Origin of the sequence: Nonomuraea sp. NPDC050202, assembly GCF_040656115.1 — a bacterium.
Taxonomy (GTDB): Bacteria; Actinomycetota; Actinomycetes; order Streptosporangiales; family Streptosporangiaceae; genus Nonomuraea.
The window spans coordinates 1-7,091 of sequence record NZ_JBFALF010000098.1; the positions used below are offsets into that span (position 1 = coordinate 1).

Genomic DNA, 7,091 nt, shown 5'->3' on the forward strand with positions numbered 1-7,091 from the left:
GGGCGAGGTGCCGTCGTAGTCCTGACGGCGTTCCGCCGCCTGCTCGGAAATGGTGGTCATAGGTTCTCTTTCGTCTCGTTCATGCGTCTATACGGCGCGGCGGTGCACGTAGCACCAGCGCCAGGTCGACCTTGGCTCCAGCGTGGTGGCCACCGGATGGTCGGTCTCCTCGTAGTGGGCCTTGGCGTGACCGCCCTGCGCATCGTCGGAACAGGCCACCCACCCGCAGGTCAGGCACGCCAGCAGGCGCGTCCAGGTCCGGCCGAGTGCCAGGCATTCCTTGCATTCGGGCGGCCCGTGCTTCACAGCCGGGAACTGGTCGATGTGATCGCAGCGCGGAGCCTGACCGTTCAGACCTGCGCGGTCGGTCGCGTCCGTTCCTTGTGCGTCCAGGGCCATCACGACCCCCTCACGGTGACAGCGACGCACGGTGCGCCGACTGGTCACTTACCAGTCAAGGTGCTCAGCCGGCCCGGCGGAAACACGCAATCCCAGCTAGCCTCATCAGCTCCGGCGATAGCGAGCCTGCGGGTACGTTGCCGACGGACGGTCATGGCCGGGCGGAACGAGGGCCGGCCGTACAGAGCGGTGATCTGCCAACTGCGATCGCCCGCTCGGCGCGCCGGGCAAGTGACGTAGAGTCGGGGCATCCGGAGACAACGACATCCCGCTCCTGAGGCGGACTGCCAGACCGGCTCACCGAAAGGGTTGTCATGGACCTCCTGCACCGCTTCCGTGCCAGATCGGAGCCGTCTGCTGAGCCGGCAGTAGCCGATGTGCCCCAAGGCGGGAGCTCACCGCCGCCGGCCGCGCGCCCCGCGGACCCGGGCTCCAGCGTCGAGAACTTCAGGCCGGTGCCCGTCACCCGCACCAGCGTGGCCTGGGCGGGCGTGTGGGCCGCCGCGCTCGTGTCCGTCGCCTTCATCGTGTTCATGCTGCAGAACACCACCGCCACGCAGGTGTCCTTCCTCGGTCTGAAGGGCACGCTGCCGCTGGCGGTCGCCATGCTGATCGCCATGCTCAGCGGGATCCTGCTCACCCTGGTGCTCGGCACCGCCCGCATCACCCAGCTCCGCCGCCTGGCCGGCCGGCGCCGCCGCCAGAACCGCTGACCGGCGAGCGTCGATATCCCACCGCGCAGTGATGAAATGGGCTCAGCGCACTTCCGGAATTACATAATTCCGGAAGTTATAAGGTAGAATGAAAATACCGAGGACTTTTCGAGCGTTGGCATTCAGGTCTGCGTCACCCGCGGCGAACCACCACCGGCCTCTTGAGGCCCGGACAGGTTAGGCGACATGACGCTGGCACTTCTTTCTCAGCCCGCACTGCTCAGCGCCGCCTCATCGGCGATCCCCCGGGCCGATTCCGAGCTGCGGCTCAGCCTCCACCCGGTGCCGAATCGGCGAGCGGTGGTGGACGGGGCTTGGTGGCCCTGCTCCCGCAATGCGGCCGCCGAACTGCCCGGCCTCATCGTTGCCGTCGACCGGCTGCTTGATCGAGTCACGCTCCGCATCGGCGTCCATGGCGATACGTGGCAGAGCCTTCCACGCCGCATCCCTGCCCCAGCGGCGCGCCCGGCCCTCCGTGCGGTACCCACCGACAGCTCAGCCAACTGAGACAACGAGCCGGGTCGATCCCATCCGTTTCAGCTTCTCCAGTGAGGAAACTTTCATGACTGTCATCGACACCGCCCCACTCGGCGGGGCGATCGCCTCGGTACCGACCCTCGTACATCTGTCGGGGAACATCGGCATCTTCACCACGGCCCGCCTGCGCCAGAGGCTGATCAACGCCCTCGCCCACAGCAGCGATCTGCTCGTCCTCGATCTGTCCAAGGTCACCTTCTGCGGGCCAGGCGGGATCGGCGTGCTGATCGGCGTGCAAGGCCGTGCCCGGGCCCTGGGCATCACGCTGGCCCTGACCGGCGTTCCCCCGTTCATGGCGCGACTGCTGCGCAGCGCCGGTCTGGACCACCGCTTCCCGATCATGGCGTGACCGGCCTGCCGGCCACCCGCAAGCCCGCCGAGGCGAGCCATGACGGCAACTCGCCGTTCCCCCGTCCCGCTGCGCCCATGCGGGCCGTCATCGCCCCGGTGACGCTGACAGCCGCGATCATGGTCACGCCGTTCATCGCGCTGGCCGCCGGCATCTGGCTGGCGTGGGGAAACGGTGTCACCCTCACCGACCTGCTGCTGGCCGCAGTCTTCTATGTCGTGACCGGGCTGGGCGTGACGGTCGGCTTCCACCGGCTGCTAACCCACCGCTCCTTCACCGCCCGCCCGTGGCTGCGCGTCGCCCTGGCCATGGCAGCATCGATGAGCTTCCAGGGCAACCCGGTCGACTGGCTGGCCGTCCATCGCCGCCACCACGCCTTCACCGACCGGCCCGGCGACCCGCACTCCCCCTACCGCTACGGCGCTCATCTCGGCGGCCAACTGCGCGGCCTGACCCACGCCCACCTGGGCTGGCTGTTTTCCTGCGAGCCCACCTCGACCGCCCGGTATGCCCCCGGCCTGCTCCGCAACGATCCCGCCATGCTGCGCATCTCGCGTGCCTTCCCCGCCTTTTGCGCCGCCTCCCTGCTCCTGCCGTTCGCGGCAGGCTGGGCGATCAGCGGCAGCCTGTACGGCGGGCTGACCGCGTTCATCTGGGCCGGCCTGGTCCGCATCGCCCTGCTGCAGCACGTCACCTGGACCATCAACTCCTTGTGCCACATGATCAGACGCCGGCCGCACACCACCCGCCGCCACGACCGCTCCACCCACCTGTGGCCGCTGGCCGCCCTGCTGTCTTTCGGCGAGAGCTGGCACCACGGCCACCACAGCCACCCCGGTTGCGCCCGGCACGGCCGCGGTCCCCGCCAGATCGACCCCTCAGCGGCACTGATCCGCTTGTTCGAACGCCTGAACTGGGCCACCAACGTGCGCTGGCACCCCGCCGACGGCCTCCAACACCGCCGCATGGTGGCTGGCAAACACACACTGCGCACCACGATGCAGCACCCCGGCAGCGCCTCCGCTCCGGGGCGACGCCTCCACTCCGGACGGCCGCCACAACGGCGCACGCCTCTATGATGGTCGCCGACCCGGATCCGGGGCCCGGCGGTAAGGGACGATTCCTGGCTGAACGTCCCTGCTCGAAGCCAAGGACGGCAGGTGAATGATGGCCAACGCCCGGCTCTCGCAGTGGACAGGTCCTGACAGTGGCATGGATCAGGCCCTGGCCAGCGTCTTGAAGGCGGTCAGCACGGCCTCGCGCACTCTCGCCCTTCAGAACGCGATGAGCATGGCCTGCCACGGCGACCGGCAGCGGCTCGCCGCGTGTCTGGAGGCGATGACGCCAGGTCAGCTCGTTGAGGTAGCCGCCGCCGCACGATTGCTCAGCGCCGCAGCCGACCAGGCGCTGGCCGGGAAGGCCCGTGACGGGTGCGCGCCACCTGCGGATCCGGCCTCTGACGGTCCCTGACCATCCGCCGTCGCGCAGCTCCAACGTCTGCCGGCAGGCCTCCGGGCCGATCGCCTACGTCACTGCCGCGTTGTCGCCTCGATTCGTGCTGCCGCACAGGTCGGCTGTGTCCTGCACCCGGGCAAGCAGACGATGCGTCTACAGGCGCCGCTTGTCGGCGGTGGCCGGTGCCGGACGGTCGCCCGTTCGGCTGAGCGTCGTCTCGCCGGCAGGGTTCATGAACTGGAAGCTCAAGGGGCGTGGAGTGGCGTCGATGCGGCGCGCGTACCAGCGTTGCACGGCGTGGTGTGCGAGGTCGAGGTCGAGGGTCTGCTGAGGGAGCAGGAGGCGGTGGTTGTCAGGGGTGGTGTGGACGCTGCCCTGCTGCCAGAGGCGATGGGCCTGCCGGCGTTCGCGCTCAGGCACCTGGGGGCCGCAGGACAGATCCAGCCGCCATTCGCGTAGGACCTCGCCGTCGCTGTCGATCTCGCACAGCGCTCCGGCGATGAAGCAGGTGCCCGTTGCCGTGATGGGCACCGCCCGGTAGAGGGGCCTGTCGATGTCGCGCAGCCAGTGCACGATGTGATCCTTTCTGCCGAGTGGTGGAGCCCGCGTGCCGGCTCTCCTCCTCTGGAGGGCGGGTCAGGGGGCGGGACTGCGGCGGGCGGGCTGCCGGGGCTGTCCGCCTTCGTTGTCCCAACCGGCCAGGCCGAGCGCGTTCGCGGCAGTGTCGGCGTCGGCAGAGGCGGTGGGGTTGTCCGGGCCTGCGGCGGTGAGGATGTCGCCGGGGCGGGTACGGCCCCGGCATCGGGTGGCCAGGCCGAGCGCCTTCGCAGCGGCGACCGGTGGGGTATCGGGTGGGATGACCAAGAGGTTGAGATGCTCGACGCCCGGGATGATCAGGTTGACCACGTGGGGGTCGATGGTGCGGAACCAGCCCACCTTGACCTGGCGGCCCGGCGCGGCGATGTGGCGCGGGATGTTGTGCCAGGTGTCGACGTGCAGGCCCACGCGCCGGACCCGCCGCTGCAGCCGCTGGTCGATGGCGGCGATCAGGGCGGGCAGTTCCGCGCCGGCGTCGTAGCCGGTGGGCCACCACGCCCCGTCCACCGCGCCCCGGCGCGCGAGGTCGGGATCCAGGTTGAGCCGCGCCTTGTCAGGGCCGGTCATGAGGACGGCTTTCGGCGTCGTGCGGCCAGGCGCACCGGGGTGGGCCAGCGTACGTCACGGGCCCAGCCGAGCCTCTCCAGCCACCTGATCAGCCGGGCCGAGACGTCGATCTGGCCGGGCAGTACGCCGTGCCGGGCGCAGGTGGGGTCGGCGTGGTGGCCGTTGTGCCAGCTCTCGCCGAACGACAGGATCGCCAGCGGCCAGAAGTTAGCGGCCCGGTCCCCGGCGCGGGTCTTCAGCGGCCGCTCGCCGAAGACGTGGCAGACGGAGTTGATCGACCAGGTGACGTGGTGCAGCAGCGCGATCCGTACCAGCGAGCCCCAGAAGAACGCGGTCACCGCCCCCTGCCAGGTGCCGGTGGCCAGCAGCCCGACCGCGGGCGGCAGCAGCAGCGAGGCCGCGACCAGCGGCCCGAACAGCCGGTCCACCCGGCCGATGTCGGCGTCGGCGAGCAGGTCCTTGGCGAACCGCTCCTGGTTGGTGCGATCACGCCCGAACATCCAGCCGACATGCGCGAAGAACAGGCCCTTGGCCAGGCCGCGCACGCTGTGCCCGTAACGCCAGGGCGAGTGCGGGTCGCCGTCACGGTCGGCGAAGGCGTGATGGCGCCGGTGGTCGGCCACCCACTGGATGACCGAGCCCTGCACCGCCAGAGACCCGGCCACCGCCAAGCCGATCCGCAGCCACCGGCCCGCCTTGAACGCGCCGTGGGTGAGATAGCGGTGAAAGCCCACCGTGACGCCGAGCCCGGTCAGGACGTACGCGACGGCGGCGATCGCCACGTCGGTCCAGCTGATTCCCCACCCCCAGGCCACCGGTATCGCGGCGGCCAGCGCCGCGAACGGCACCAGCACGAACACCCACAACGCGACCACCGCCACGACCGGTTTACGCCCGTCGATGATCGGCGCCACGCCGGCCCGCTCCCGATCGACGACGCCTTTACCTGTCGAAACCATGCCTGCTTTCCTCCCGTCACACGGCAGCGTCCTTTTTCGCCCCCCTTGGAATCAGGCAATTCACCTGCCCACGCACACGGAGGCAACACCCCAGGCCACCGGCATCGCGGCGGCCGGCGCCGCGAACGGCACCAGCACGAACACCTTGCGCTCACCGCGAGCGCGCCTCCACCCGCCTCCGAGCCCGTCAGTCCTTCTGCTCGGGCTCCTTCCCGGGAGGTACGGCCTGCGCCGGTGGCTGCGGGGCCGGTCCTGCCGGGAGGGGAATCGGATCGTCCTTGAACAGCTCTGGCACGGCCCGGTAGAGAATGGCGGTGATCGGCACGGCCACGACCGCGCCCGCGATCCCTGCCAGGATGCCGCCGACGGCCAGCACCATGATGATCGCGAGCGGGTGGAAGTGCAGCACCCGGCCGACGATCAGCGGCTGGAGCACGTGGTTTTCCAGTTGCTGCTCGACGATCAGGATGCCGATGAAGATCAGCGCGTAGATCGGGCCCTTCGCGCCGAGCGTGACCAGCGTCGCGACCGCACCGGCGAAGAGTATGCCGACGATCGGGATGAAGCTGGCCAGGAAGATCAGTACGGCCAGTGCCGCCCACAGCGGGACGCCCATGACGGCCAGCACCACACCCATGAGCACGCCGTGCACCGCGGCCACGGCCACTGTGCCCTGCACGTAGTGGGACAGCGTGGCCCAGGCGGTCCGCCCGGCCCGGTCGACCCGCGGTGCCATCCGGCCGAACCCCTTGAGGAACCAGGACCAGATCCGGTCACCGTCTTTGAGCAGGAAGAACGTCACGAACAGCAGGAGCACGATCGAGGCCAGCACCTCGACCACCACCACGGTGCCCGCGAGAACCGTCGAGGTGATCTGCTGCTGCCGCTCGGTGACGAACTGGGCGATCTCGTCCACCCAGCCGCTGAGCTGGATGGGCTCCACGTGCAGAGGGCCGGTGTACAGCCAGCCCTCCACCGTCTTGGCCGTCTGCCTGACCTGTGTCACCAGGCCGGGGAACTCCGCGTTGGCCCGCACTCCGATGATCCAGCCCGTCCCGCCCAGCACGGCCAGGGCGACGAGCATGGTGACCCAGGTGGCGTAGATCGCTCGCAGGCCCGACGTGCGCAGGCGTCGGGTGAGCGGGAACAGCAGCGCGGTCAGCAGCAGGGCGACCGCGACCGGCAGGGCGACGATGCGCATCGTCGCCACGAAGCCGAACACGTAGTTGGCCACGATGCCGATGACGATCAGGCACGCGCACCACGCGGCCATCCTCGCCAAGGTCGCAGGCACCAACCGCAACAGGCGTTCCTGAGGGGGATCCATGCAGGGGAAGCTTCCCCACCGGTCGGAAATAGGCGCGCTTTCAGCCTTCGAGCCAGGAAGTCCGAAGAATAGGATCCGCCCTGGCCCTGCTGCGGTTCGCCGTCCTCAGCCGCGTCCTGGACCAGCCGGCGGTGCTGACCGAGATGCAGCGCTACCTGAGCGACACCTTCCCGCGCCTGGACGTCCAG

10 protein-coding genes are annotated in these 7,091 nt (G+C 69.8%); 5 read left to right on the top strand and 5 right to left on the bottom strand.

Annotated features, from left to right (window positions below; all coding sequences use genetic code 11):
* Positions 1 to 87: 87 nt before the first annotated feature.
* The gene (locus AB0I79_RS62965; protein WP_357896217.1) at positions 88 to 399 is read right to left on the bottom strand and encodes a UBP-type zinc finger domain-containing protein; all 312 of its coding nucleotides are present in this window, start codon (positions 397 to 399) and stop codon (positions 88 to 90) included.
* 455 nt (positions 400 to 854) lie between these two features.
* Between AB0I79_RS62965 and AB0I79_RS62970 the strand changes: the two genes are divergently transcribed.
* The 5 genes from AB0I79_RS62970 (at position 855) to AB0I79_RS62990 (ending at position 3,468) form a co-directional block, all read left to right on the top strand.
* The gene (locus tag AB0I79_RS62970) at positions 855 to 1,112 is read left to right on the top strand and encodes a lipopolysaccharide assembly protein LapA domain-containing protein (protein WP_357896219.1); all 258 of its coding nucleotides are present in this window, start codon (positions 855 to 857) and stop codon (positions 1,110 to 1,112) included.
* Positions 1,113 to 1,298: 186 nt separating this feature from the next.
* Entirely contained in the window at positions 1,299 to 1,619 is a 321-nt protein-coding gene (locus AB0I79_RS62975) for a DUF5994 family protein (RefSeq protein WP_357896222.1), read from the top strand.
* A 55-nt stretch (positions 1,620 to 1,674) separates the two neighbouring features.
* Entirely contained in the window at positions 1,675 to 1,998 is a 324-nt protein-coding gene (locus AB0I79_RS62980) for an STAS domain-containing protein (RefSeq protein WP_357896225.1), read from the top strand.
* Positions 1,995 to 3,077 (top strand): acyl-CoA desaturase, encoded by a 1,083-nt coding sequence (locus tag AB0I79_RS62985; protein ID WP_357896228.1) that lies wholly within the window; start codon positions 1,995 to 1,997, stop codon positions 3,075 to 3,077. The genes AB0I79_RS62980 and AB0I79_RS62985 overlap by 4 nt, the downstream gene beginning before the upstream one ends.
* An 85-nt stretch (positions 3,078 to 3,162) precedes the next feature.
* A complete protein-coding gene (locus tag AB0I79_RS62990) occupies positions 3,163 to 3,468 on the top strand; it encodes a hypothetical protein (protein WP_357896232.1) in 306 nt (101 codons plus the stop codon).
* Between the two features lie 138 nt (positions 3,469 to 3,606).
* On the opposite strand, the gene AB0I79_RS62995 is transcribed toward AB0I79_RS62990, so the two are convergent.
* The 4 genes from AB0I79_RS62995 to AB0I79_RS63010 form a co-directional block, all read right to left on the bottom strand.
* A complete protein-coding gene (locus tag AB0I79_RS62995; protein WP_357896235.1) occupies positions 3,607 to 4,026 on the bottom strand; it encodes a hypothetical protein in 420 nt (139 codons plus the stop codon).
* Between the two features lie 63 nt (positions 4,027 to 4,089).
* Positions 4,090 to 4,617, bottom strand: a complete 528-nt coding sequence (locus AB0I79_RS63000; RefSeq protein WP_357896238.1) for a DUF5994 family protein — start codon at positions 4,615 to 4,617, stop codon at positions 4,090 to 4,092.
* A complete protein-coding gene (locus AB0I79_RS63005; RefSeq protein ID WP_357896241.1) occupies positions 4,614 to 5,576 on the bottom strand; it encodes an acyl-CoA desaturase in 963 nt (320 codons plus the stop codon). The genes AB0I79_RS63000 and AB0I79_RS63005 overlap by 4 nt, the downstream gene beginning before the upstream one ends.
* Positions 5,577 to 5,763: 187 nt before the next feature.
* Complete coding sequence (locus AB0I79_RS63010) at positions 5,764 to 6,849, bottom strand: AI-2E family transporter (protein WP_357896244.1); 1,086 nt, start codon at positions 6,847 to 6,849, stop codon at positions 5,764 to 5,766.
* Between the last annotated feature and the right edge of the window lie 242 nt (positions 6,850 to 7,091).

Coding starts and splice junctions, on each gene's coding strand:
- AB0I79_RS62990 (WP_357896232.1), top strand. CDS start 3,163: ATGATGGCCAACGCCCGGCTCTCGCAGTGGACAGGTCCTGACAGTGGC.
- AB0I79_RS63005 (WP_357896241.1), bottom strand. CDS start 5,576: ATGGTTTCGACAGGTAAAGGCGTCGTCGATCGGGAGCGGGCCGGCGTG.
- AB0I79_RS62965 (WP_357896217.1), bottom strand. CDS start 399: ATGGCCCTGGACGCACAAGGAACGGACGCGACCGACCGCGCAGGTCTG.
- AB0I79_RS62975 (WP_357896222.1), top strand. CDS start 1,299: ATGACGCTGGCACTTCTTTCTCAGCCCGCACTGCTCAGCGCCGCCTCA.
- AB0I79_RS63010 (WP_357896244.1), bottom strand. CDS start 6,849: ATGGCCGCGTGGTGCGCGTGCCTGATCGTCATCGGCATCGTGGCCAAC.
- AB0I79_RS62980 (WP_357896225.1), top strand. CDS start 1,675: ATGACTGTCATCGACACCGCCCCACTCGGCGGGGCGATCGCCTCGGTA.
- AB0I79_RS63000 (WP_357896238.1), bottom strand. CDS start 4,617: ATGACCGGCCCTGACAAGGCGCGGCTCAACCTGGATCCCGACCTCGCG.